Origin of the sequence: Kingella sp. SNUBH-2017 (genome assembly GCF_028680565.1) — a bacterium.
Classification (GTDB): Bacteria; Pseudomonadota; Gammaproteobacteria; order Burkholderiales; family Neisseriaceae; genus Kingella_D; species Kingella_D pumchi.
This window is the reverse complement of sequence record NZ_JAPHVK010000015.1, coordinates 1-24655: the sequence shown is the minus strand read 5'-3', so window position 1 is coordinate 24655 and position 24655 is coordinate 1. Positions and strand designations below refer to the sequence as shown.

General features: G+C 61.9%; 24 protein-coding genes. 13 read left to right on the top strand and 11 right to left on the bottom strand.

Going from position 1 to position 24655, the window contains the following annotated elements; translation table 11 throughout:
* Positions 1 to 8 precede the first annotated feature (8 nt).
* Positions 9 to 1010 (bottom strand): ADP-glyceromanno-heptose 6-epimerase, encoded by a 1002-nt coding sequence (gene rfaD / locus OP500_RS10525; protein ID WP_238746316.1) that lies wholly within the window; start codon positions 1008 to 1010, stop codon positions 9 to 11.
* Between the two features lie 78 nt (positions 1011 to 1088).
* Complete coding sequence (gene dnaX / locus OP500_RS10520; protein WP_274070922.1) at positions 1089 to 3347, bottom strand: DNA polymerase III subunit gamma/tau; 2259 nt, start codon at positions 3345 to 3347, stop codon at positions 1089 to 1091.
* A 179-nt stretch (positions 3348 to 3526) separates the two neighbouring features.
* Between dnaX and OP500_RS10515 the strand changes: the two genes are divergently transcribed.
* From OP500_RS10515 to OP500_RS10495, 5 genes are all read left to right on the top strand, one after another.
* On the top strand, positions 3527 to 3796 hold the full coding sequence (locus OP500_RS10515; RefSeq protein ID WP_274070921.1) for an HPr family phosphocarrier protein: 270 nt from the start codon (positions 3527 to 3529) through the stop codon (positions 3794 to 3796).
* A 1-nt stretch (position 3797) separates the two neighbouring features.
* Positions 3798 to 5546 (top strand): phosphoenolpyruvate--protein phosphotransferase, encoded by a 1749-nt coding sequence (gene ptsP, locus OP500_RS10510; RefSeq protein WP_274070920.1) that lies wholly within the window; start codon positions 3798 to 3800, stop codon positions 5544 to 5546.
* Positions 5547 to 5607: 61 nt separating this feature from the next.
* Positions 5608 to 5937, top strand: coding sequence for a hypothetical protein (locus tag OP500_RS10505; protein WP_274070919.1), 330 nt, complete (start codon positions 5608 to 5610; stop codon positions 5935 to 5937).
* 30 nt (positions 5938 to 5967) lie between these two features.
* Positions 5968 to 6597 (top strand): GDSL-type esterase/lipase family protein, encoded by a 630-nt coding sequence (locus tag OP500_RS10500; protein WP_274070918.1) that lies wholly within the window; start codon positions 5968 to 5970, stop codon positions 6595 to 6597.
* A 122-nt stretch (positions 6598 to 6719) separates the two neighbouring features.
* Positions 6720 to 6857, top strand: a complete 138-nt coding sequence (locus OP500_RS10495; protein ID WP_274070917.1) for a hypothetical protein — start codon at positions 6720 to 6722, stop codon at positions 6855 to 6857.
* 196 nt (positions 6858 to 7053) lie between these two features.
* Here the strand turns inward: OP500_RS10495 and OP500_RS10490 are convergent, their stop codons facing one another.
* From OP500_RS10490 to OP500_RS10460, 7 genes are all read right to left on the bottom strand, one after another.
* The gene (locus OP500_RS10490; protein WP_238746308.1) at positions 7054 to 9213 is read right to left on the bottom strand and encodes a TonB-dependent siderophore receptor; all 2160 of its coding nucleotides are present in this window, start codon (positions 9211 to 9213) and stop codon (positions 7054 to 7056) included.
* A gap of 236 nt (positions 9214 to 9449) precedes the next feature.
* Complete coding sequence (locus tag OP500_RS10485; RefSeq protein WP_238746307.1) at positions 9450 to 10190, bottom strand: carbonic anhydrase; 741 nt, start codon at positions 10188 to 10190, stop codon at positions 9450 to 9452.
* A 312-nt stretch (positions 10191 to 10502) separates the two neighbouring features.
* Positions 10503 to 10784 carry a septum formation initiator family protein gene (locus OP500_RS10480; protein ID WP_238746306.1) on the bottom strand — a complete coding sequence of 94 codons (282 nt, stop codon included), beginning with the start codon at positions 10782 to 10784 and terminating at the stop codon, positions 10503 to 10505.
* Between the two features lie 62 nt (positions 10785 to 10846).
* The gene (eno, locus tag OP500_RS10475) at positions 10847 to 12133 is read right to left on the bottom strand and encodes a phosphopyruvate hydratase (protein WP_274070916.1); all 1287 of its coding nucleotides are present in this window, start codon (positions 12131 to 12133) and stop codon (positions 10847 to 10849) included.
* A gap of 94 nt (positions 12134 to 12227) precedes the next feature.
* Positions 12228 to 12854 carry a phosphoribosylglycinamide formyltransferase gene (gene purN, locus OP500_RS10470; RefSeq protein WP_274070915.1) on the bottom strand — a complete coding sequence of 209 codons (627 nt, stop codon included), beginning with the start codon at positions 12852 to 12854 and terminating at the stop codon, positions 12228 to 12230.
* A gap of 89 nt (positions 12855 to 12943) precedes the next feature.
* Positions 12944 to 14047: a chorismate synthase gene (aroC, locus tag OP500_RS10465; protein WP_274070914.1), complete on the bottom strand. Its 1104-nt coding sequence runs from the start codon at positions 14045 to 14047 to the stop codon at positions 12944 to 12946.
* A gap of 70 nt (positions 14048 to 14117) precedes the next feature.
* The gene (locus OP500_RS10460) at positions 14118 to 15077 is read right to left on the bottom strand and encodes an acetyl-CoA carboxylase carboxyltransferase subunit alpha (RefSeq protein WP_274070913.1); all 960 of its coding nucleotides are present in this window, start codon (positions 15075 to 15077) and stop codon (positions 14118 to 14120) included.
* A gap of 328 nt (positions 15078 to 15405) precedes the next feature.
* Between OP500_RS10460 and murI the strand changes: the two genes are divergently transcribed.
* The 6 genes from murI to hemW all read left to right on the top strand — a co-directional run bounded on the left by murI (position 15406) and on the right by hemW (position 20937).
* Complete coding sequence (murI, locus tag OP500_RS10455; RefSeq protein WP_238746300.1) at positions 15406 to 16221, top strand: glutamate racemase; 816 nt, start codon at positions 15406 to 15408, stop codon at positions 16219 to 16221.
* A 69-nt stretch (positions 16222 to 16290) separates the two neighbouring features.
* Positions 16291 to 16962 carry a response regulator gene (locus OP500_RS10450; protein WP_274070912.1) on the top strand — a complete coding sequence of 224 codons (672 nt, stop codon included), beginning with the start codon at positions 16291 to 16293 and terminating at the stop codon, positions 16960 to 16962.
* The gene (locus tag OP500_RS10445; protein WP_274070911.1) at positions 16962 to 18284 is read left to right on the top strand and encodes a sensor histidine kinase; all 1323 of its coding nucleotides are present in this window, start codon (positions 16962 to 16964) and stop codon (positions 18282 to 18284) included. Before OP500_RS10450 ends, OP500_RS10445 begins: the two co-directional genes overlap by 1 nt.
* A gap of 125 nt (positions 18285 to 18409) precedes the next feature.
* Positions 18410 to 19345 carry a DnaJ C-terminal domain-containing protein gene (locus OP500_RS10440; RefSeq protein ID WP_274070910.1) on the top strand — a complete coding sequence of 312 codons (936 nt, stop codon included), beginning with the start codon at positions 18410 to 18412 and terminating at the stop codon, positions 19343 to 19345.
* Positions 19346 to 19364: 19 nt separating this feature from the next.
* Positions 19365 to 19655 (top strand): chaperone modulator CbpM, encoded by a 291-nt coding sequence (locus OP500_RS10435; RefSeq protein ID WP_274070909.1) that lies wholly within the window; start codon positions 19365 to 19367, stop codon positions 19653 to 19655.
* A gap of 106 nt (positions 19656 to 19761) precedes the next feature.
* Positions 19762 to 20937 (top strand): radical SAM family heme chaperone HemW, encoded by a 1176-nt coding sequence (gene hemW, locus OP500_RS10430; protein WP_274070908.1) that lies wholly within the window; start codon positions 19762 to 19764, stop codon positions 20935 to 20937.
* 76 nt (positions 20938 to 21013) lie between these two features.
* Here hemW and waaC read toward each other — a convergent pair whose 3' ends face one another.
* Positions 21014 to 21976, bottom strand: coding sequence for a lipopolysaccharide heptosyltransferase I (gene waaC, locus OP500_RS10425; RefSeq protein ID WP_274070907.1), 963 nt, complete (start codon positions 21974 to 21976; stop codon positions 21014 to 21016).
* A 344-nt stretch (positions 21977 to 22320) separates the two neighbouring features.
* On the opposite strand from waaC, the gene OP500_RS10420 reads away from it, so the two are divergent.
* Positions 22321 to 23193, top strand: coding sequence for a lipid A biosynthesis lauroyl acyltransferase (locus OP500_RS10420; protein ID WP_274070906.1), 873 nt, complete (start codon positions 22321 to 22323; stop codon positions 23191 to 23193).
* 229 nt (positions 23194 to 23422) lie between these two features.
* Positions 23423 to 23896 carry a hemerythrin domain-containing protein gene (locus tag OP500_RS10415; protein WP_274070905.1) on the top strand — a complete coding sequence of 158 codons (474 nt, stop codon included), beginning with the start codon at positions 23423 to 23425 and terminating at the stop codon, positions 23894 to 23896.
* A gap of 299 nt (positions 23897 to 24195) precedes the next feature.
* On the opposite strand, the gene OP500_RS10410 is transcribed toward OP500_RS10415, so the two are convergent.
* Positions 24196 to 24655, bottom strand: a 460-nt coding sequence (locus OP500_RS10410) for an ACP-like domain-containing protein (RefSeq protein ID WP_274070904.1), incomplete at its 5' end; no start/stop codon positions are given.

Sequence of the window (24655 nt, the reverse complement as noted above, 5' to 3'; positions counted from 1 at the left end):
CAGGGGTTTCAGGCTGCCGCCAGCAGGGTTTGCACATAGCGCGACACGCCTTCTTCCACGCTGTAGAAGCTGTCTTGGTAGCCGGCATCGCGCAGGCGCGAGATGTCGGCTTTGGTGTAGCTTTGGTATTTGCCTTTGAGCGCGTCGGGGAAGGGGGAGTAGCGGATCAGTTCTTCTTTGACCAGCTCGTCCAAACTCAAAGGCGGCTTGCCTTCGGCGGCGCGGCAGGCATTGACGGTGGCGGCGGCCAAATCGTTAAACGGCTGGCTGCGGCCGGTGCCGAGATTGAAAATGCCGGACTTTTCCGGATGGTCGAAGAAAAACAGATTCACTTTGACCACGTCTTCCACGCTGACGAAATCGCGGCTCTGCGCGCCGTCGGCATAGCCGTCCCAGCCGCCGAACAGGGTAACGTGGCCGAGTTTGCGGTACTGGTGGAAATGGTGGAAGGCTACCGAAGCCATGCGCTCTTTGTGCTGCTCGCGCGCGCCGTACACGTTGAAATAGCGAAAACCCGCCACCTGCGCGCTCAGGCCGGCGGCGCTGCGGCGGCGCACCACCTGGTCGAACAGGAATTTGGAGTAGCCGTACACATTGAGCGGGCTTTCGTATTCTCGCGCTTCGCTGAACACACCGCCGCCGCCGTACACCGCCGCGCTGGAGGCATAGAGAAACGGGATGCGCTCGTCCTGGCACCAGTCCAAGAGATCGAGGCTGTACTGGTAGTTGTTGTCCATCATATAGAGGCCGTCGTGGTTCATGGTGTCGGAGCAGGCGCCCTGATGGAAAACGGCGCGGATGTCGCGGTAGGGCAGGATGTGTTCGCGCACCTGGCGGATAAACTCGTGCTTGTCGAGATAATGCAGGATGTCGCAGTCGGCCAGATTGCGGAATTTTTCGGCGCGGCTGAGATTGTCCACCGCCACGATGTCGGTAATGCCGCGCTCATTCAGCGCTTTGACGATATTGCTGCCGATAAAGCCGGCGGCGCCGGTTACGATAATGGTCATGGCTTGCTTCCTTTTTACAGGGGGATGCGGATGCCGCAGGCAGCCTGAAAACGGCCGCAGCGGCTTTCAGGCTGCCGTTTAGGCGGGATGCTCGGCAAGCAGCGTCAGCGACTGCTCCTGCCATTTGGCGCCGAAGGTTTCTTGGATTTGGCGCAGCGTCGGGTCCTGCTCCAGCAGCGTGCGCGCCCGCTCGCGGTCTTCCGCCTTGCGGCGATCGGCATACATATCGGGCGTTTCCCAACCTTGGCCGTCCTGCCAGTCTTGGGTTTGGATGGCGAAATCCCGGCCGTAGGCTTGGGTGAGCGCGGCGGCGATGCGGTCGAAATACTCTTTTTTACGCACCACGGCATTGGCCTTGTCCTGCCGCAGCGACAGATGCAGCACGCCGTTTTCCAGCGCCACCCACGCCGTATGGCGCAGCAGCATCTGCGCCGCCGCCACCTGCGAGCCGATGCGCTCGGCAATCAGCGGCCAATTGGCAGCCGACAATTCGGGCATCGGCGCGGCGCTTTCAGGCTGCTTTTGTCCGGCAGTACCGGTGTTGTCGGCTTCGGGCATCCGAGCTGCATCGCCGGAAGCTGCATCAAGGCTTGGGGCAGCCTGAAAGCTGTTTTCAGGCTGCTTTGGTGCTTCGGCTTCGGTCGCGGCTTTTTTGCTGCGGCTTTTGCGTTTGGGCGGGGCTGCGGTCGCGGCGGTATCTTCGGCAGCCTGAACCGCATCGGCAGGGCTTTCAGGCTGCTTTGGAGTAGCGGCGGTCGCGGCGGGTTCGGAAATCTGCTCTTTGGGTTCGACGGATTCGGCGGCAGCCTGAACGGCGGCTTCGGCTGGTTCGACAACGGCGCTCTCGGCTTTCAGGCTGCTTTCGTCTGCCCACGGCGGGGTGTCGTCCTGATTGCCGGAAGTCTGAACGGGGTTTTCAGGTTGCTTTGCGCTTACGGCGTCCGCCTTGTGTTTTGCGGCAGCCTGAAAGTTTTGCCGCTGTTCGGCGGCTTCGCTGTTTTCAGGCTGCTTGGCAGCGGTTTTGTCGGATTCAAGAATCCGACCTACGGCGGCGGCTTCGGTGTTTGAAACAGCCTGCGCGGAGGTATCGGCATCAGCGGCAGCCTGAAAACCGTTTTCAGGCTGCTTAGTCTGTTCTGCGGCAGCCTGAACAGATGCTTGGGGGCTTTCAGGCTGCCCTGCGGCTGCGGCAGGCAGAGCAGGCGCGGTGCCGACGCCTTCGATACGGCTGCCGGCGGGCACGGCTTCGGCGGCGAAGGGGGCGAAGGCGAGCATGCGCAGCAGAGTCATCACGAAGCCGGCGTATTCGTCGGGCGCCAGCGGCAGGTCGCGGCGGCCGTGGAGCAGGCATTGGTAGTAAAGCTGGATTTGTTCGCCGCTGAACTGTTGGGCAAGGGCGGATAGGGTGGCGTGTTCGGGATCGCTGCTGTCGGCGGCCTGCGGTATGGTTTGCAATAGGGCGATTTGCTGCAGCAGGGCGGCCAGATCGTGCAGGGCGCCGTCGAAGCCGACGGCGTTGGCGGCCATCTGGCGGGCTTCGGCAATCATGGCGGCGCCGTCGCGCGCGGCCAGGGCATTGAGCAGGGTGTAAAGGTAGCGGCGGTCGGCGGCGCCGATCATTTGGCGCACGTCGGCTTCGCAAACGCTGCCGCTGCCCATGGCGATGGCTTGGTCGAGCAGGCTTAAGGCGTCGCGCATCGAGCCGTTGGCGGCACGGCCGATCAGGGCGAGCGAGGCTTGGTCGTAGGCGATCTGTTCGCTGTCGAGCACGCGGGCAAGGTGGCCGGACACCTGGGCGGGCGTCATATTGCGCAGCACGAACTGCAGGCAGCGGGAAAGGACGGTGATGGGGACTTTGTGCGGATCGGTGGTGGCCAGGATGAATTTGACGTGGCCGGGCGGCTCTTCCAGCGTTTTGAGCATGGCGTTGAAGGCGCTTTTGGAGAGCATGTGCACTTCGTCGATGATATAGACTTTGTATTTGCCGGCGGTGGGGGCGTATTGGGCGTTTTCCAGCACTTCGCGGATGTTGTCGATGCCGGTGTTGCTGGCGGCGTCGATTTCGAGCAGATCGACAAAGCGGCCTTGGTCGATGGCGGTGCAGGAGGGGCATTGGCCGCAGGGTTCGCCGTGGGACGGTGTTTCGCAGTTGAGGCTTTTGGCGAGGATGCGGGCGATGGTGGTTTTGCCCACGCCGCGCGTGCCGGTGAGCAAATAGGCGTGGTGCAGGCGGCCTTTGTCGAGCGCGTTTTGCAGGGCTTTGACAACGTGTTCCTGGCCGACCAAATCGGCAAAGGTTTTCGGGCGCCACTTGCGGGCGAGGACTTGGTAGGACATGGCGGGTGCGGGTTTCAGGCAGCCTGAAAAAAGGCGCGTCGGTAAAAGGCGGGCATTTTAGCACGCCGCCGCGCTTCGCTATATAATCGGGCGCATCCGCCTTTCAGGCTGCCTGCGGCAGCGCGCCGCGCAGGCAGCCTGAAAGCACAGTTCCCATCCGCAGACCAAAGGTAACGGCCATGCTCAAACAGGAAGTCGAAATCGTCAACAAACTCGGGCTGCACGCACGCGCGTCGGCCAAGTTCACCCAAACTGCCGGCCGTTTTGCCGCCGAAGTGTGGGTCAGCCGCAAGGGCAAGCGGGTAAACGGCAAAAGCATTATGGGGCTGATGATGCTGGCGGCGGCGCAGGGCAGCACCATCGAAATCGAAACTGACGGCGCCGACGAAGCGCAGGCGATGGCCGAACTGACCGAGCTGGTGGCCGATTTCTTCGGCGAAGGAGAATAAGGTGATTGTGCTGCACGGTTATGCCGCAGGCGGCGGGATCGCCATCGGCCGCGCCCATCTGGTGCGGCGCGGGGTGGCCGAAGTGCCGCAGCTCGATTTGCCGCCCGAGGCGCTGGCGGCGGAGGCCGAGCGTTACGAAGCCGCGGTCAAAACCACCCGCCGCCAGCTTGAGCAGCTGCGCAGCGCCATTCCCGAAAACGCCCCCACCGAGCTGGGCGCCTTTATCTCGCTGCACCTGATGCTGCTGGCCGACGTTACCCTGTCGCGCGAGCCGGTGGATATTCTGTTCGAGCGCCAGATCAACGCCGAATGGGCGCTGAGCATCCAAACCGAGCGCTTAAGCCGCCAGTTTGACGACATCGGCGACGAATACCTGCGCACCCGCAAGCAGGATATGCTGCAGGTGGTCGAGCGCATCCAGAAAAACCTGGCCGGCCAGAGCACCGAAATCAATCTCGATGCCAATCTGCTGGACGACACCATTCTGATCGCCCACGACCTTTCCCCCGCCGATACCGTTTATTTCAAAGACCAGCGCATCGAAGGCTTCGTAACCGACGCCGGCGGCGCCACCAGCCACACCGCCATACTCGGCCGCAGCCTGAACATTCCGTCGGTAATCGGTTTGGGCAACGCCCGTGCGCTGATCAGCGAACACGAATGGGTGGTGGTGGACGGCATCACCGGCACCCTGATTATCGAGCCCGACGAAATCGTGCTCGCCGAATACCGCCGCCTGCTGCGCGAATACAAGAGCCGCCAGCGCCAGCTCAACAAACTCAAAAATACCGCCGCCACTACGCTCGACGGCGAAGAGATCGAACTCTTGGCCAATATCGAAAGCGCCGGCGAAGTCAAAAACCTGCTCAAACTCGGCGCCGACGGCGTCGGCCTGCTGCGCAGTGAGTTTCTCTATCTCAACCGCGACAACCTGCCCGACGAAGACGAGCTGTTTCACGCCTACGCCGAAACCGTTAAAAAACTCAAAGGCAAAGAATGCACCATCCGCACCGTCGATTTGGGCGTGGATAAAAACCCGCGCTGGTTCGGCGGCCACGGCACGCCCAACGCCGCCGCCAACCCCGCGCTGGGGCTGACCGGCATCCGTCTGTGCCACGCCGAGCCGGTGATGTTCCGCACCCAGATGCGCGCCATTTTGCGCGCCGCCGTGTTCGGCAAAATCAAAATGATGTGGCCGATGATCTCCAGCCTGTCCGAGCTCAAACAAAGCCTGATCCACCTGGACACCGCCCGCCGCCAGCTCACCGAGCGCGGCGAAGCCTTCGGCGACATCGAAGTCGGCTGCATGATCGAAATCCCGTCCGCCGCACTCACCGTGTCCAGCCTGCTCAAATATCTCGACTTCGTATCCGTCGGCACCAACGATTTGATCCAATACACCCTGTCGGTCGATCGCGGCGACGACGCCGTCGCCTATCTCTACCAGCCCGCCCACCCCGCCGTGGTGCGCCTGCTCGCCCACATCATCCGCACCGCCAACCGCATGGGCAAGCCGGTATCCGTGTGCGGCGAAATGGCCGGCGACCCGCGCTACACCCGATTGCTGCTCGGTCTCGGCCTGCGCCGTTTTTCCATGAACAGCAGCAACCTGCTGGCGGTGAAAGACGTGGTGTTGCACAGCCGCATCGCCGATTTGGAACACGACATCCTGCGCCTGACCCGCAACGAAGACCCCGACAAAACCGACGCCCTACTGAAAAAACTCAATCTGCAGGACGAAGAAGTCTGACGGCTTCCGGCAACGTTCAAGCAGCCTGAAAGCGCATTAACGTTTACAAAGGAAACATAAAATGACCCAAACGGATCTAGAGCAAAAATTTCATGCAGCCATGCTGGCTATTTACGATAAAGCACTCGATTTGCCCAAGCCTTATCGCGCAACCAGATTCAAGCAGATGGTTTGTGAGCAAGGTGGAAAAGCGGCTGCCGATAAATTGCTTGCAGCTGCAAAACCATCCGATGGGTTTACGGAGTTATTTCTTGCTGGTGGATATGATGCTTTAAAAATCAGTATGGAATATTTGGTGTTATGTGAGCCGTGGAATGCACTTTTTACTGAAGAACAATTAGAAGTTGCACGTAAACGGCTTAAAGCGATGAATGTTCCATTACCCGAATAAGCGCTGTGTCTGCTTCCAAAAAGGAAAACCATGCTTCCCACCCGCCGCCAATTTCTGTTCGGCACCGCCGCCCTGCTGCTGGCCGCCTGCGCCCGCGGCGCCAAGCACAGCGCCCTGCCGCGCGGCGCAACAGTGCTGGCGCTCGGCGACTCGCTGACCTACGGCTACGGCGCGCCGCCCGAAGCCGCCTATCCGCGCAAGCTGTCGGAACTGACCGGCTGGCAGCTGATTAACGGCGGCGTGTCCGGCGACACTTCGCAGCAGGCGCTGGCGCGGCTGCCGGCGCTGATGAAGCAGTCGCCCAAGTTGGTGCTGCTGGGCATCGGCGGCAACGATTTCCTGCGCCGCGTTGCCGAAGCCGAAACCCGCCGCCACATCGGCAGCACCATCGCCGCCGTGCAGGCCGCCGGCGTGCCGCTGGTACTGATTGCCGAGCCGCAGCCCAGTCTCGGCGCGCTGGTCGGCAGCCTGTCCGACCATCCGCTGTACGCCGATTTGGCCGGCGAATACCGCGTGCCGCTGTTTGCCGGCGGCTGGGCGGACATTCTCAGCGACGCCGATTTAAGGTCCGACGCCATCCACGCCAACGCGCGCGGTTACTCCCTGTTTGCCGAGCGGCTGGCGGCCTTTCTGAAAAAACAGGGCTTCTGGCGCGGCTGAGTCCGCGGCAAAAAGCAGCCTGAAAGCGGTGGCGGCGGCTTTCAGGCTGCTTTTTGCCATGGCCGGCAGCCTGAAATATAATCCGCGCTTTGCAACCGCCCTTCAAACAGAAAGGAAACGACATGAACGCACTGAAAAAACTGGCCGTACTGGCGCTGGCCGCCGCCACCCTTGCCGCCTGTGCCGCGCAGGGTTCGCAGGCACAAAACGAGGTGTACGGCGAAATCAAAGGCGGCGTGGAAACTTCGGTAAACCACTAAGCCAAATACTGCGCCGGCATCGGCACGCAAAGGCAGCCTGAAAACTTTCAGGCTGCCTTTGCTTTGTGCCGCACGGCTTGGGATGCAGTTCCCGCAGATAGATTCAAACAGATGCGGTGGTGCGGATGCAAAAAAGCAGCCTGTGTAGCGTAGCGGAGTTGCGAAGCTAAAAGTTTTCAGGCTGCTTTTTTGCCGTTTAGAAGCGGTATTTGAATCCCAGCACCGCATTGCGCCCTTCGCCGTAGGCAAGGAAGGTGGAAAGGGTGCGGTAACGGGTGTTGAAGAGATTGTTGATATTGAGCGTAACTTCGGCGTTTTTGTTGATGCGGTAGGCGGCCATCAGGTCAACCAGGGTGTAGGCTTTCTGGGTGGCAGACTTGCGGGCGCGTTCGAGCGAGGGAGCGTCGTTTTCGTCGGCCAGCGCGCTTTTGTTGATGTTGCTGGTTTTGCTCTGCCAGCGCAGGCTGCCGCCGAGGGTGAGACGCTCGTTCAAATCATAGGTGGTGGCGAGTTTGATTTGGTGGCGCGGCAGGTCGGCTTCGTAGGAGTCTTCGCCGCCTTTGCGGTTTTGCACGGTGTAGCCTGCGCTGACGAACCAGTTGTCGTTAATGCGGCCGGCGGCTTCGGTTTCAAAGCCGCGTGTGCGGATGTTGTCTTCGGAAACGTAGTAGTCGCCGCTTTCCACGTATTTGGGCATGCCGTTTTTACGGGTGTCAAAGAGGGCGGCGGAGACGTTGAGACGTTGGTCGAAAAATTCGCCTTTGAGGCCGATTTCAATGTTGCGGCCGGTGGTGGGTTTGAGGAAGCGTCCGTCTTGGCCTTTGTCGAACACGGGCTCGAAGGAGGTGCCGTAGCTGGTGTAGGCGGAGAGTTGGTCGGTGAGGTCGTACACCGCGCCGATGTAGGGGGTGGCTTTGCTGCGGCTTACTTTTTCGTTTGTGCCTGCGACGTGTTCGGCTTTCTGCATGGTGATGCGGCTGTAGCGTGCGCCGCCGATGAGGGCGAGGCGTTCGGTGGGGCGGAAGCGGGTGGCGAAGTAGCCGCCGAACTGGCGGGCGCGGATGTCGTCGTCGGCGGTGTATTCCGCGTCGGGTACGGGGTTGGCCGGGCGCAGGCTGCGGTTGTTTAGAAAGTCGTGCAGGCCGAAGGCGTTGTCGTAACGGGCAAAGCGGCTGGGGGCGCGGTTTTTGGTGTTGAAGCCGCTGATGCCGAACAGGATGTCGTGTTTGCGGCCGAGAAGGTTGTATTTGCCGTCCACCGAGGCGGCGAAGCTGTGGGTGGTGCTTTTTTCGCTCGAATCGGTTTCGAGCAGGTCGATTTGGCGGGTGTCGTGGTCGGTTTTCATCGCCGCGTAGCCTTGGCGGTCGTGTATGGTGTTGCGCGTCCAGTTGTATTCGAGCTTGGTTTTCCAGTCGGGCGAAAAGCGGTGGCGTACTTCGGCGAACACGTTGCGGCTGCTGTATTTGTAGGATGTGCCTTTGGGCGAATTGTTGGCGTGGCGGCTGATTTCGTTTTTCAGCGGGTAGCCTTCGCTGTCGTAGGCGGTGGGCAGGAAGATGGGGGTGTCGGTTTCGCGGCGGTTTTGCAGCTGGGTGCCGACGGAGAGGGTGGTGGCGGGGGCGGCATCCCATTCGGCCACGGCATAGAGGCTGCTGTTGCGCATTTTTGCGTCTTCAATCATGTAGCCGCTACGCTCGTGCCCCGCCACGATGCGAGCGCGCAGGCTGCCCTCGGCGTTCAGGCTGCCTGAAACGTCGCCGTTCACGCCCCAACGGCTGTGGTTGCCGATTTCGGTGCTGATTTCGGCTTTGAAGTCTTTGGTGGGACGTTTGCGCACGAGGCTCACTTGTGCGGAGGGATCGCCCGTGCCGCCCAAGAGGGCGGACGCGCCGCGCAGCACTTCCACGCGGTCGAGCGCGCGGGTATCCACGCCGCCCCAGCCTGTCCACGAGTCTTTGCTGAAACCGGAGCTGCGGTAGGGCACGCCGTCCATCTGGAAGTTTTTCACTTCCATGCCGCGCGAGTGCAGCCCGGCATAGCGGTCGCTGCCGCCGCTGCCGCTTTTCACGGTGACGCCGTTGGTCTGCTCCATCACTTTGCGCAGGCTGTCGAGTTTCCAGTCTTCCATCTGTTTGGAGGTGGTTACGCTCACGCTTTGCGGCGTTTCGCGCAGGGTCATGCCGATGCCCAGCGGCGCATATGTGCCGTCGGTGGAATAGCCTTGGTTGAGCGATTCGGGGCGCGAGCCGGTTACCTTGACGGTTTCGAGTTCGGTCGCGTCCTGGCCGAAAGCAAACAGCGGCACCAGCGCCAGGGCAATCAGAGTAGGACGGCTGCGGGGGCGGAGGATTTTCATGGAGATTCCTTGTGTTGGGTTTGGGAAGCGGGACAATCATCCGATAATTCGGTTGATAATATAAGAAGCGATTGCGATTATACTTTTTGTGGCGGATTTTGCTAAGTTTTGTTTGGAATGTTTTGTTTTTTGCTTTTCAGGCTGCTTTTGACTGACAGGCAGCCTGAAAAACCGGCAGACAAAAAACCGCCGGAAGCCAGGGGCTCCGGCGGCCGGATGCCGCGTTAAGCGGCGCTTTATTCCTCGACCACAATCCGCGCGTTCAGCGGCTGCACGGGGCGGTTGTTGTCGTGGCCGATCATAGCGCGCATGGCTTCAAGCTGTGCTTTGCTGGCGCTGACCGGATGTTTGAAAACGATCCAGTTCACGCCTTCGCTGCAGGGCGGGGTGGTCAGCGAACCGTTGAGCCGGTAGTGCTTCTGCCCGCGCGGGAACATCGGCATGATGTCAAGTTTATCGGCCAGCTCGGCTTTTTCGCCGGCTTTCAGCGGCTGCGCCAGCAGCGGTTTGAGCGCGGGGTTTTCTTTGCCCTCGACAAACATCACGCCCAGCACCGCCAATTCGCCGCTGTCGGACTGGTGGACGAAATGCGCTTCCATCGGGAAGTATTTGCCGTCGAAAGTGTGCTCGCTGGGGGTGTGGAAGTGAAACTGCTTAAAGGTGAAGGTCTTGCCGCCGAGCTTCAGCGACTGGTTGGCTTCGGCGGGTGTGGCCTGGATGGTGTGGCCGTTGTTTTCCACGCTGTAGTTCATCGGACCGTAACGAAAGGCGGTGCGGTTGACCGCGGTGGCCGAACCGGCGGCCAAATCCACCGGCGACTGGTTTTTTCCGCTCTGGCAGGTGGCGTAGGCTGGGCTCAGATTGCCCCAGTGTTCGGGGCCGTCGTCGCCGGTGTAGGACCAGCCCGAATGGGCGGCAGCAGCGGTGGAAAGGGAAGCGGCGCACAGTGCGGCCAGCAGGGACAGACGCAGTTTCATTAAAGCTCCTTTGCGGTTGCGGGGTTGGAAAACGGCGATTATGCGGACGGCCGTTATGTTGCGCCACCGCTAAACCGCAGGTGGGAGCCGTTTTGTTTGATGCCGCGCAAACATCTTGCAAATAAAACGCATTTTGCTTTCGTTTTAGGCGTTTTGGGCAACAAAAACCGCAATCAAAGCGTTGCATAATGCCGACATTAACGCAGATTCTGCTGTTGAAACTGCAACGAAAAAGCAGCCTGAAAAGCGCAAGGGCTTTTCAGGCTGCTTTGGGTTGTTTGCCGTTGGCACGCGGCTGCTGCGGGCGGGTGTTTATGGCTCTTCGCCGTGGCTTAAGTCGTAGTAGATTTCGCCGTCGCGGATATAGCCCAGCTGGAAGCGGGCCAGTTCGGTTACGGCTTCGTAGCCGTTTTTCAGGTCTTCGACTTCGGCGCGCAGGATGTTGTTGTTGATGCGCGCGCCTTCGTTGCGGCTGGCAAAATCGGCGGCTTGGGCGCTGGCTTCGGCGTATTGGGCGCGCAGGCCGCCGGGTTTCCAGATTTGAAAATGCAACCCGCCGAGAATGGCCAGCAGGATGAAGGTAATGTATTTCACGGTGTGCCTTTCGTTTTCAGGCTGCCTGAAAAAACCGCAGGCTCAGGCAGCCTGAAAAACAGTTACGCTTTGAGTTGGTAGAAGGCTTCGCGGCCGGGGTAGTAGGCGACATCGCCCAGCTCTTCTTCGATGCGCAGAAGCTGGTTGTATTTGGCCATGCGGTCGGAGCGCGAGAGCGAGCCGGTTTTGATCTGCATGCAGTTGGTGGCCACGGCCAGATCGGCGATGGTGGAATCTTCGGTTTCGCCGGAGCGGTGGCTCATCACGCTGGCGTAGCGGTGGCGCTTGGCCAGATCGACGGCCTGCAGGGTTTCGCTCAGGGTGCCGATTTGGTTCACTTTTACCAAGAGGGCATTGGCGATGCCGTCTTTGATGCCTTGGGCGAGGATGGCGGGGTTGGTAACGAACAGATCATCGCCCACCAGCTGCACTTTGCCGCCGAGTTTGGCGGTGAGCAGTTTCCAGCCGTCGCGGTCGTTTTCGTCCATGCCGTCTTCGATGGAAACGATGGGGAATTTTTCCACCAGATCGGCCAGATAGTCGGCAAATTCCGCGCTGGAGAGCGCCAAACCTTCGGCGGACAGATGGTAACGCCCGTCGCGGTAGAACTCGCTGGAGGCGCAGTCGAGCGCGAATACCACGTCTTCGCCGACGGTGTAGCCGGCGGCGGCAACCGCTTCCTGAATCAGCTCCAGCGCTTCTTGGTGGCTGCCGAGATTGGGGGCGAAACCGCCTTCGTCGCCGACGGTGGTGGGGAAACCTTTGCTGTCGCACAGTTTTTTCAGCGCGTGGAAGACTTCGGCGCCGCAGCGCAGCGCTTCGCGGAAGGACTGGGCGCCAACGGGCATAATCATAAATTCTTGGATGTCTAGGCTGTTGTTGGCGTGTTCGCCGCCGTTGATGACGTTCATCATCGGTACCGGCATCGCCATCGGGCCGGCGCCGCCCAGGTAGCGGTAGAGCGGCAGGCCGGCGTCTTCGGCGGCGGCGCGGGCAACGGCCAGCGAGACTGCCAGCGTGGCGTTGGCGCCGAGACGGCCTTTGTTGTCGGTGCCATCCAGATCAAGCAGGATGCGGTCGATGTAGCCCTGCTCGGAAGCGTCGATGCCGATCAGCGCCTGGGCGATTTCGTTATTGATGTTTTCAACGGCTTTGAGCACGCCTTTGCCCAGATAGCGGGCGGCATCGCCGTCGCGCAATTCCAGCGCTTCGCGCGAGCCGGTGGAAGCGCCGCTGGGTACGGCGGCGCGACCCATCACGCCGCTTTCCAGCAGCACGTCGCATTCTACGGTGGGGTTGCCGCGCGAATCGAGGATTTCGCGGGCGAAAATGTCGGTAATGGCACTCATCGGTAGCTCCTGAACGGGATAGGCAAAAAAACGGCGGGATTATAGCGGATACCGCCGCCGAATCATACGGCGCGGCGGGCTTTTTCAGCGGGATTCAGTTTTCCAGCCGGCTGCCGGCTTCGGCTTGGGCGCGGCCGAGCACGCGGCGGCCGTCGGTTTTCAGGCTGCCTGCCAGAAAATCGGCCACCGCCTGCGGCAAAATGCGGTGTTCGGCCGCCAGCACGCGCGCGGCGAGGGTGTCTTCTTCGTCGTCGTCCAAAACCGGCACCGCCGCCTGGGCGATAATCGGGCCGCTGTCGAGCTCGGCGGTGGCGAAGTGGACAGTGCAGCCGGCCAGCCGGCAGCCTTCTTCGATGGCGCGGCGGTGGGTGTGCAGGCCGGGGAAGGCCGGCAGCAGCGAGGGATGGATATTGATCAGGTGGCCGGCGTAATGCGCGCAAAATTCGGGAGTCAGGATGCGCATAAAGCCCGCCAGCAATACCAAATCGGGCTGGTGGCGGTCGATTTCGGCGATCATCGCGCGATCGAACGCGGCGCGGTCGGCATAGTCGCGGTGGTTCAGCGCGGCGGTGGCGATGCCCTGCTGCGCCGCCCACGACAGGCCGGCGGCGTCGCTTTTGTTGGACAGCACCAGCGCAACGCGGGCATCGGGAATGCGGGCTTCAACCACCGCCTGCATATTGCTGCCGCGGCCGGAAATCAGGATAACGATGTTTTTCATGGGATTTAAAGTTTAAAAGCAGCCTGAAAAGCCAAAACGGCAAAAGGCAGCCTGAAAGCCGGATTCGGGCTTTTCAGGCTGCCTATGGTTTAGGGATTGGGCGCGCGTTCGATATCGGGGGTGAACACTTCGACATCGGCGTTTTGCGCGCGCTGGCGCAGGGCGTGGTCGATCAGCACCAGCGCCAGCATCGCTTCGGCAATCGGCGCAGCGCGCAGGCCGACGCAGGGGTCGTGGCGGCCGTGGGTGGCAATCGTTACCGGCTCGCCCTGGATGTCGATGCTGCGGCGCGGGGTGGCGATGGAGCTGGTGGGCTTGACGGCAAAATCGGCGCGGATGGTCTGGCCGGTGGAAATGCCGCCGAGTATGCCGCCGGTGTGGTTGCTGGCAAAGCCCTGCGGCGTGAGTTCGTCGCCGTGTACGCTGCCGCGCTGGGCAACGGCGTCGAAACCGTCGCCGATGGCAACGGCTTTCACGGCGTTGATGCTCATCAGCGCGTGGGCGATGTCGGCGTCCAGGCGGTCGAACACCGGCTCGCCCCAGCCCACCGGCACCTGCCGCGCTTCGATGTGCAGGCGGGCGCCGACAGAATCGAGCGATTTGCGCACGCTGTCCATATAGCCTTCCAACTCGGCGATTTGGCTGCGGTTGGCGGCGAAAAAGGGATTTTCGCCGATAAATTCTTCGCTCTCGAAAGCGATGGTTTTTTCGCCCACCTGCGTAACCCAGCAGACGATTTCGGTGCCGAAGCGCTCGCGCAGCCATTTTTTGGCAACGGCGCCGGCGGCAACGCGGGCGGCGGTTTCGCGGGCGGAACTTCTGCCACCGCCGCGGTAGTCGCGGATGCCATATTTGTGCCAGTAGCTGTAGTCGGCGTGGCCGGGGCGGAACTGCTCGGCGATGGTGCCGTAGTCTTTGCTGCGCTGGTCGGTGTTGCGGATCAGCAGGGCGATGGGGGTGCCGGTGGTTTTGCCCTCGAAGACGCCGGAAAGAATTTCCACGCGGTCGGCTTCGCGGCGCTGGGTAACGTGGCGGCTGGTACCGGGTTTGCGGCGGTCGAGATCGGGCTGGATGTCGTCTGCGCCAAGCGCCAGACCGGGCGGGCAGCCGTCGATGATGCAGCCGATGGCTTCGCCGTGGCTCTCGCCAAAAGTGGTGATGCGGAACAGTTGTCCGAAAGAATTGCCTGCCATAGGGTAAACGCCAAACAAAAAGAAAAACGGCAAAGGCAGCCTGAAAAACGTTTTCAGGCTGCCTTCGGGCTTATTTATTCAGAAACTCGCCGTAGGCCATGATGCGGCCGAATCGGCGCTCGAGCAAATCGGAGAGCGGCATCGCCTGCGCCTGCGCCAGTTGCTCGGCCACCACTTCTTTCACGCGGCGGGCGGTTTCAGCGTGGTCGCGGTGGGCGCCGCCCAGCGGCTCTTCGATGACGCGGTCGATCAGATTAAGCTTGAACAGCCGGTCGGCGGTAATGCCCAACGCGGCGGCGGCATCAGCGGCCTTTTCGGCGGTTTTCCACAGAATCGACGCGCAGCCTTCGGGCGAAATCACCGAGTAGGTGGAGTATTGCAGCATGTTCACATAATCGCCGACGGCAATCGCCAGTGCGCCGCCGGAGCCGCCCTCGCCGATAATGGTGCAGATCACCGGCACTTTGAGCTTGGTCAGCTCGTACAGGTTGCGGCCGATGGCTTCGGACTGGTTGCGCTCTTCGGCGCCGATGCCGGGGTAGGCGCCGGGGGTATCGACGAAAGTGAGCACCGGCAGGCCGAATTTTTCGGCGGTGTGCATCAGGCGCAGGGCTTTGCGGTAGCCTTCGGGGCGCGGCATGCCGAAGTTGCGGCGGATTTTTTCTTTGGTGTCGCGGCCTTTCTGGTGGCCGATGACGACGACGCTCTGGCCGTCAAACCGCGCCAAGCCGCCAACAATAGCGTGGTCGTCGGCAAAATGGCGATCGCCGTGCAGCTCTTGGAAGTCGGTGCACAGCGCGGAAATATAGTCGAAAGTGTAGGGGCGCTGCGGGTGGCGCGAAACCTGCGAGACCTGCGCGGGCGTGAGTTTGCTGAAAATGGATTTGGCCAAATCGCGGCTTTTTTTCTGCAGGCGGGCGATTTCGTCGGAAATATCGACCGCCGAATCGTCCTGTACCAGGCGCAGTTCTTCGATTTTTTTTGTCAGTTCGGCAATCGGTTGTTCAAAGTCGAGAAAAACGGGTTTCATTATGGCTCCATCGGGCGGCGCGGCGGCCGCCGGTGCGGGTGAAAATGCGGCGCGATTTTACTGCTTTTTTCATGCGGCGGGCGAAAAAACGCCGCCGCCGGGCTTTCAGGCTGCCGGATGCGGGTTTAGAGTAATCACGCAAGGGGCGCATGATACGCCATCGGCGCTGTTTTGGCACGGCATTTAGCCGCCGCGCCGCCGCCCGAAAGTAGCCCCAAAGCAGCCTGAAAACGCCCGCGCCGCCGCTTTCAGGCTGCCTGCATGGAACAGCCCGCCGCCTTTGCGCTAGAATGGCGCCTTCTTTTTTCAGGCTGCTTGAAGATACAAAATGGATAGCAACAGCAACCAGTCGCGCCCGATCGGCGTGTTTGATTCCGGCGTCGGCGGTTTGACCGTGGTGCGTGCGCTGATGGAGCGGCTGCCGATGGAAAACATCGTTTATTTCGGCGACACCGCCCGCGTGCCCTACGGCATGAAGTCGCGCAGCACCATCGAAACCTTTACCGCGCAAATCGTCGATTTTTTGCTCAGCCAGGATGTGAAGGCGCTGGTGATTGCCTGCAACACCATCGCCGCGGTGGCCGGCCACAAAGTGCGGCAGGCGGCGGGCAATATGCCGGTGCTCGACGTGATTGCCGCCGGTGCCGAAGCCGCGCTCGCCACCACGCGCAACGGCCACATCGGCGTGATCGCCACCGCCACCACGGTAAACAGCAACGCCTACGCCCGCGCCATCCACAGCCGCCACCCCGACGCCCGCGTGCAGTCGCAGTCCTGCCCGCTGCTGGTGCCGCTGGTGGAAGAAGGCTGGCTCGGCCACGAAGTTACGCGGCTGACGGTGCGCGAGTATCTCAAGCCGCTGTTGGCCGAGCGCATCGACACGCTGGTTTTGGGCTGCACCCACTATCCGCTGCTCAAGCCGCTGCTGAGGCAGGAAGCGCAGGAAGTCGAGCTGGTCGATTCCGCGCTCACCACCGCCGAAGCCGCCGCCCGCGCGCTGGCCGATGCCGGCCTGCTCAACAGCGCCAATCCCGCGCCCGACTACCGTTTTTACGTTTCCGACATCCCGCTGCGTTTTCGCACCATCGGCGAGCGCTTTCTCGGCCGCAGCATGGATCAGATCGAAATGATGCCGCTGGGCTGAACCCCGTTTCAGGCTGCCTGCAAGCTTAAGGCTGTCAGGCAGCCTGAAAACCACATGAAGGACAAAACAATGCGTATTTTGCTCGCCGAAGACGACGACATGATTGCCGAAGCGCTGACAGGCAGCCTGAAAGATGCCGGCTATGCCGCCGACCGCGTTGCCGACGGCATCACCGCCGACAGCGCCCTGCGCGCGCAGCAATACGATCTGCTGCTGCTGGATTTGGGGCTGCCGCGCCGCGACGGACTGGACGTGCTGGCGAAAATCCGCGGCAGCGGCAACAGCCTGCCGGTGCTGATACTCACCGCCCGCGACGACATCGGCAGCCGGCTGGCGGGGCTGGACGGCGGCGCCGACGACTATCTGGTCAAACCCTTCGACACCGCCGAATTGCTGGCGCGCATCCGTGCCCTGCTGCGCCGGCGCGGCGGCCATGCCAGCGCGCTGCTGAGCAACGGCGCCATCACGCTCGATCCCGCCACCCGCAGCGTGAGCGTGGCCGGGCAGCCTGAAAACATCATCCTGAGCAATAAGGAATTTAACCTGCTGCAGGCGCTGATGCTGCGGCCGGGCATGATTTTTTCCCGCGCCGATTTGGAAGACAAACTCTATGGCTGGGGCGAAGAAGTCGAAAGCAACGCCGTCGATTTCCTGATTCACGGCCTGCGCAAGAAAATCGGCAAAGAGCACATCAAAAACGTGCGCGGCGCCGGCTGGCTGGTGCCCAAAGAGGGCGCGTGATGACGATTGTCCGCCGCTTGCTGCCGTCCGCCTTTTTTCATTCGCTGCAGTTGCGCCTGTCGGGCGCGCTGATTGTGCTGGCACTGGTAACCGCCGCCGTTGCCGGCATCGCCGCCTTTTACCGCAGCTACCGCGCCAGCTACGAAGTGCAGGACGAAACCCTGCGCCAGATTGCCGCCTACATCTCGCCCACCGCCGTGGTGCCGCACCATGCCGGCGGCGGCGATGACGATATGCGCATTTTCGTCCAAACCGAGCGCACCCCGCCCGATCTCAAGCACTTTCTGCCGCTGCCGGATGACAGCAGCGAAGGTTTTCACGATGTCCGCCACGACGGCGACAGCTACCGCGTGTATGTGAAGCACGGCATCGGCGGGCGCGTGGTAGTGTTTCAGGAAACCGAATACCGCGAAGAGCAGGCCTTTGCCGCCGCCCAAAGCAGCGCCGTGCCGCTGCTGCTGCTGGCGCTGCTGACCGGCGTGCTGGTGGTGTTTATCGTCCGCCGCACCCTGCGCCCGCTGCGCGAATTGGGCGACGGGTTGCAACAGCGCCGCGACGACGACACCACCCCGCTCGACACCCGCGATCTGCCCGCCGAAGTGCAGGGCTTCGTGCTGGCGGTAAACCGCATGCTGGAGAAAATCGACGCCGCCATGCGCCAGCAGCAGCGCTTTATCGCCGATGCCGCCCACGAAATGCGCAGCCCGCTCACTGCCCTGTCGCTGCAGGCCGAGCGGCTGGCCGCCCACGAATTGGACGATGCTGCCCGCGCCCAGCTTGAAAACGTCCAGCAGGCCATCCGCCGCCACCGCCACCTGCTCGAACAATTACTGTCGCTGGCGCGCGCCCAGTCGCTGCAAAGCGGCGACTGCGGCATCAGCGATATGCAGACCGTTTTCGCCCGCGTGCTGGCCGACGTGCTGCCGCTGGCCGAAGCCAAAGGGCAGGACATCGGCATCACCGCCGCCGCCGGCCGCATCCAAGCCGACGAAACCGATCTCTATCTCTTGGTCAAAACCCTGGCCGACAACGCCGTGCGCTACACCCCCGAAGGCGGGCGCATCGACCTTGCCGCCGGCGAAGAAGCGCACGAAATCCTGATTGCCGTTGAAGACAGCGGCGCCGGCATTCCGGCCGCCGAGCGCAATCGCGTGTTCGACCCCTTCTACCGCGTGCTCGGCAGCGGCGAACAAGGCAGCGGCCTGGGGTTGGCCATCGCCCAAACCCTGGCCCGCCGCTACCACGGCAGCATCCGCCTGTGCGAGCGCCGCGACGGCCAAAGCGGCCTGCGCGTAGAAGTGCGGCTGCCCAAAGCAGCCTGAAAAAGCCGCCGGTCAAACCCTGTGGCAGGCAGCCTGAAAAGTCCAACAGTCAAACCGTTTTTGCCACCGCTTTTGTTTTTTCAGGCTGCCTGAAAAAACAAAAGCACACTCCAAAGGAGCAGACTATGCCCGAAGCCACCCATTACCAAGTGCTCGGCGTCGCCCCCGATGCCGATGCCGCCGAAATCAAAAAGGCCTACCGCAAACTGGTGCGCCGCTACCACCCCGACGTCAGCAAAGAGCCGGACGCGGCCGAGAAAACCGTGGCCGTCAATCTCGCTTACGAAACCCTGTCCGACCCCGAGCGCCGCGCCGCCTACGACGAAGAGCTCGCCCGCCCGCAGGGTGCGTCTTTCCACGGCAACCCCTTCGGCGGCGGGCAGCCTGAAAACGGCTTTGCCTACCGCTACGGAGGTTTCGGCGGCGAACCCTTTGACGAGCGCGACTTCCACTTTGAAGACCTGTTTACCGCCTTCCGCCAACAGCAGCAGGCGCAGGCGCGCGAACCGCAAAAGGGCGAAGACCAGCACGCCGAGCTGGCGGTGGACATCTACGCTGCCTACACCGGCGCCGAACGCAGCCTGAAACTCAATGTGCCGTCTTTCGACGACTACGGCCGTCCCGTTTATCAGGAAAAAACGCTCAACGTCAAAATCCCCAAAGGCATCGGCGAAGGCCAGCAGATCCGTTTGAGCGGCCAGGGGCTGCCCGGCCGCAACGGCGCGCCGGCAGGCGACCTTTACCTGAAAATCCGCTTTCACGAGCGCCCCGATCTGTATGTGAAAGACAAAAAAGACGTTTACCAAACCATAGACGTCATGCCCTGGCAGGCGGTGCTGGGCGGCAAAATCACCGTTGCCACCGCCGGCGGGCGGCTGCAGGTTTCCCTGCCGGAAAACTGCCAAAGCGGCAAAACCATCCGGCTCAAAGGCAAAGGCATCCCCGCCCGCGAAGCCGGCGATTTGTATCTCAAACTGCGCATCACCGTGCCCGACATCCGCAATGAAGCCGACCGCGCCGCCTGGCAGCAGCTGGCCGAACACTTTGCCGATCAGGCCTGATTGAACGAAAGGAAATACCGTGAACTCCGATACCGACATCACCTTAAGTTTCGAACAGATACTCAGCGCCACCGGCCGCAGCCGCGAATGGCTGCTGGAATTGGTGGAAGAAGAAATCGTCAGCGTCGGCGGCGCGCCCGAAGAAGCGCGCTACAGCGGCTACCAGTTCGCCCGCATCCGCCGCGCCCACCGCATCTGCCGCGATTTCGACGCCGGCATGCCCGCGCTCGCCCTGATTATGCGCCTGCTCGACGAAGTGGAAGAGCTGCGCAAATCCAGCCCCGTATTGTCGCTGATCGGCGAAGAATAGCCGCTCCCCGCAGGCAGCCTGAAAGCCGCAATGCTTTTCAGGCTGCCTTTGCCGTTTTAAGCCGCCGCCGCTATATAATGGCGGCCTTTTTTCCGCCGTCCACGCTATGCACATCCGTTTCAACCGTCCCGCCACGCTTACCGCGCTGCCGCCGCTGTCGCTGTATATCCATATTCCGTGGTGCATCCAAAAATGCCCCTATTGCGACTTCAATTCCCACCGCATCAAAACCACGCTCGACGAGGGTGCCTATATCGACGCGCTGCTGGCCGATCTGCAGCTCGAATTGCCCAATATTTGGGGACGGCCGGTGGAAACCGTGTTTATCGGCGGCGGCACGCCCAGCGTGTTTCAGGCTGCCGCCATCGACCGCCTGCTCAGCGGCGTGCGCTCGCTGGTGCGGCTGAACCCGCAGGCGGAAATCACGCTGGAGGCCAATCCCGGCACCTTTGAGCGCGAGAAATTCCGCGGTTTCCGCGATGCCGGCGTCAACCGCCTTTCGATCGGCGTGCAGAGTTTCGACGACGCCAAACTCAAGGCGCTCGGCCGCATCCATCAGGGCGGCGAAGCCCGCCGCGCCATCGACGAAGCGCTGCCGCTGTTTGAGCGCGTAAACGTCGATTTAATGTACGCGCTGCCCGGCCAGAGCGTCGGCCAGGCGCGGCAGGACGTGCAAACCGCCATTGCCGCCGGCGTCAGCCATCTGAGCGCCTATCATCTGACCATGGAGCCGAACACCGTGTTCGGCCGCACGCCGCCGCGCGATCTGCCTGACGACGATGCCGCGCTCGATATCGAAGACGCCGTCCACGCCGAGCTGGCCGCTGCCGGCTTTGCGCGCTACGAAACCAGCGCCTTTGCCAAGCAGCCCGCCCAGCGTGCCGCGCACAATCTGAATTATTGGCAGTTTGGCGACTACGTCGGCATCGGCGCCGGCGCCCACGGCAAGATTTCCTACCACAGCCACATCGAGCGCACCGTGCGCCGCCGCCATCCCAACGACTATCTGGCCGCCATGCGCCAAAATCCGGAGGACGCCGTCGAGCGCCGGCCGATTGCCGATAGCGATCTGGCCTTTGAATTTATGATGAACGCCCTGCGCCTGACCGAGGGCGTTCCCGCCGCGCTGCTGCCCGAGCGCACCGGCGTGCTCACGTCCGCCGTCGCCCCCGCGGTGAAAAAAGCGCAGGATTTGGGACTGCTGGATGCCGACCCGCTCGCTTTTCGCCCCACCGAACGCGGCCGCCGCTTTCTCAACGATTTGCTGCAATGCTTTATGTGAGCGCCCGCTGCCGGCAAAAAAAGCAGCCTGAAAACCGTTCATCCGGTTTTCAGGCTGCTTTTTCGATATTTGCCTTTCAGGCTGCCTGCATTACCTGCTCCACCGCCAGCAGTGCTTCATCGGCATCCGGGCATTGGCCGATGCCGCCGAGGCTGAGGGCGCGGGGCGATGGCTGGACGCCGGTTTTGTGCGGGTCGCTGTCGGTATAGATGCCGACCAGCGGCCGCTCGAGAGCGTCGGCCAGATGCAGAAGGCCGGTATCGACGCCGATTACCGCTTGCGCGCCCTGCAGCATAAAGGCAGCCTGAAGCAGGTTTAAAGGCGGGCAGACAACGGCAAAGGGCAGCTCGGCAGCCATCGCTTCGGCGCGCGCCTTTTCCGCAGGGCTGCCCCAGGGCAGCAGCACCGGCAGACGGTAGCGGCGGTGCAGCTCGGTGAGCAGCGCCGTCCAGTTTTGCTGCGGCCACAGTTTGCTGTCGCGGCTGGTGGCGTGCAGGGCGGCGAAATAGCGCGGCGGCAGACCGTTCAGGCTGCCGGCGGCGGGAACTTCGACGCCGAAGTCGGCCGCGCCGTCGAAGGTGTAGCCGAAGGCCTGGGCAAACAGGGTGCGGTTGCGCCACACGGCATCGCGCCCTTTAGCCACCGGATAGCGGCGGCGGTAAAAACGGGCGGCAAGCGGCTCGCGGGCGCTGGCGGCGTCCAAGCCGGTAACCGGCACGCCGGAGAGCCGCGCCGCCCACGCGCTTTTAAGCAGGCCTTGGGCATCGAGCACGCAGTCGTAGCCTTCGGCGCGCAGGCTGCTTTTCAGGCTGCCGATTTGCCGCCACACATCGGCGTCCCACCAGCGTTTGCGCCACTGCCGCAGCCGCAGGGTATGGATGCGGCGCACAAAAGGGTGCAGGCGGGCGATGTCGGCAAACGAGGCTTCGCACAGCCAATTCAGTTCGGCCTGCGGCAGATGGCGCGCCAAATCGGTAAGGGCAGGCAGGGTGTGGATCAGATCGCCCATGCTGGACAGGCGGACGAGCAGGATTTTCATGCGGTGTCTTTTCGGTTGCTTGGCGGCAAAGGGCGCGATTATATAGCGAATGCGCGTGCCGCCTGCAGCGCTTTCGGGCGCAGGTACACTAGGGCGTGTTGACAATCAGCGTTGCGGCGGTGTTTTTGGCAAAAAATGCCCGCCTGCCGCGTCAAAAATGCTCGCAAGGTGTCCAACCTTGCTGTGCTTTTTTCCTTGCATTCGGCCATTTTTTACTCAAAAAACCGCTTCGCAAGCCGAATGTCAACACGCCCTAGGCAGCCTGAAAGACAGAACAAACGCTTTCAGGCTGCCCGGCGGTTTGGCGATATAATGCCGCCTTTTTTCAGGCTGCCTACATTACCGTGAAACTTGCCTTTGCCGTCCTTTATCTGATCCATTTTCTGCCGCATGTCTGCATCCGCCTGCTGGCGCGCTTTTTCGGGCTGCTGTCCTATTGGCTGGTGGTGCCGCGCCGCCGCGTCGGGCTGGTTAATCTGCGGCTGTGCTATCCCGAATTGTCCGAAGCCGAACGCCGCCGCCTGCTGCGCCGCCATTTCTACCATATGGCGCTGCTGCTCCTGGAATACGGGCTGTATTGGTACGCCCCCGCCGCGCGGCTCAAACGCATGGTGCGCTACCGCGACAAAGAAATTCTCGATAACTTGCTCGCCGCCGGCGAAAAAGTCATCCTGCTTTATCCGCACTTTACCGCCTTTGAAATGGCGGTGTACGCGCTCAACCAAGACGTGCCGCTCACCAGCGTTTATTCCCACCAGAAAAACCGCCTGCTCGACGAGCGGATTCTCAAAGGCCGCCACCGCTACGACAACGTCTTCCTAATCGGCCGCACCGAAGGCCTGCGCAGTATCATCCGCCGCATCAAAAGCGACGGCGCGCCCTTTCTCTACCTGCCCGACCAAGATTTCGGCGCCAAAGATTCGGTGTTCGCCCGCTTTTTCGGCATCAGCACCGCCACCATCGCTGGCCTGCCGCGCATCGCCGCGCTCACCGGCGCCAAAGTGGTGCCGCTGATTCCCCAACGGCTGGCCGACGGCACGGTGGAACTGCGTTTTTACCCCGCTTGGGAAAACTATCCGTCCGCCGATACCAAAGCCGACATCCAGCGCATGAACGACTTTATCGAAGCGCGGGTGCGCGAAATGCCCGAGCAGTATTTCTGGCTGCACAAACGCTTCAAAACCCGCCCCGCCGGCGAAGCCTCGTTTTACGCCTGAACCGGCAAAGCACCGCCGCAGGCAGCCTGAAAGCCGCAGCACAGCTTTCAGGCTGCTTTTGCATCCAAGCGATTATTGCGCGCATTTTCTTTGTCCACGCAAAAGCTGCGGGTAAAGGCCGGGCGACACGCCGCCGCTTTGCGCTACAATGCCGCCGCTGCGCCAAAAGCAGCCCGAAAGCCGCGGCCGCCGCGCCGCGATAACAATAGAAACGATAAAGGAACCCGCCATGACCGATCTCACCCTGTGGCAGAGCGCCCCGCTCGATGCCACCGTCGATCACATTCTCAGCCGCTACCACGACACCCACCGCCGCCAGTTTGACGACTTTATCCCGCTGGCCGAAAAAGTCGCCGCCGTCCACACCGACAGTTTCCCCGCCGACATCGTGCCGCTGCTGCACGCCATCGCCGACGAATTGCGCAACCACATGATGAAAGAAGAGCGCGTGCTGTTTCCGATGATCAAACAAGGCGCCGGCCGTGGCGCCGCCATGCCCATCCGCATGATGATGCACGAGCACGGCGAACACGAATCGGCCATCAGCCAACTGCTCGCACTCACCCACGACCTGACCCCGCCGGAAAACGCCTGCGGCAGCTGGCGCAAACTTTATGAAGAGCTGCGCGAGTTCGTTGATGATCTGAACGACCATATCGAGTTGGAAAACACGATCCTGTTCCAACGCGCGCTTAATTCCTAAACCGCGCCCCAAAAGCAGCCTGAAAACCGGAATTATGGTTTTCAGGCTGTTTTTTTGCAGGCTGTTATTTGGCTTTTCAGGCTGCCTGTTGCTCCGCGGCGTAGGGTGCGCCCCACGCACCGAAAAACGGCCGAGCAGTGCGAGGATGGTGCATGGTGTGCACCCTACCGCCGGCTCTGCAAATAATCGGGCTGTGCGGATAGCCGTTTGGGCTTTCAGGCTGCCGCAATACAAAAGCAGCCTGAAAGCAAAAAACACTTTCAGGCTGCTTCGATTATCGGCAAAACGGGTTTGCCGTTTTAGCGCGCGCTGCAGCCTTTGTACAGGATGCGGTTGCTAGGGTCGGTAACGGTAGAAACGCTCTGGCGGCGGTAGTTGCGGCTGTCGATGTATTCGGCGCCGAAGCGGTAGCCGCGGCCGCTGAACAGGGTTTCGACGTTGTCGGAAGCGTTCATGTCATAGGGCAGGGTGATGCGGCGGCCGTTGGCTTTGAAGCTCACGTCGGTCGGTACGCCGGCGCTGTTGAAGCGGTAGGTGGCGTCAAATCCGCTGCCGCTCTGGCAAACGTAGCGGACTTGGCCGCTGCGGCTGCCGCGTTCGTTGTGGTTGTCGGCATCGTGGCGGGCGCCCTCGCGCGGAGAGCAGCTTTTGAACAGCATCTGGCCGTTCGGCGCGGTGATGTTGATGCTCTTGCCGCGGTAGTTGCGGCTGTCGAGCGCATCGGTGCCCAAGATGTAGCCGTTACCCTGCATGAAGGTA